The organism is Altererythrobacter chaiwopuensis, assembly GCF_054957735.1.
On sequence record NZ_JBTXJF010000009.1, the window covers coordinates 1 to 282 of the forward strand.

Below are 282 nucleotides of genomic sequence, written 5' to 3' on the forward strand. Positions count from 1 at the left end.
TGGTGACACTCACTCCGAATCCAACCACAGTCGTGCTGCCGTCTGCCAAGCCGGAAATGTCGAGCGAAGTGGTATTGCCGGACTGCCAATCGGTGACAGAAACTGCGGTGATTTCCTCAATCGTATCCCCGTTTAGAAGGCCGTTGGACGGATCGGTATCAGGAACAACATTGTCCCCTGCCGTGCTGTTGACTGCATAGACGGTGATCGAAACCACTTGTGCTTGGTTGCCCTGCACCTGCGGGATGTCCTGTTCGAAGCTCTGCGTCGTGGCACGACCGG

At 56.4% G+C, this 282-nt stretch carries 1 protein-coding gene; it reads right to left on the bottom strand.

Features of this window, described 5'->3' with window-relative positions; all coding sequences use genetic code 11:
- The coding region (locus ACX3VQ_RS12985; protein ID WP_462581465.1) for a hypothetical protein at nucleotides 1-282 on the bottom strand (282 nt) is incomplete at both ends.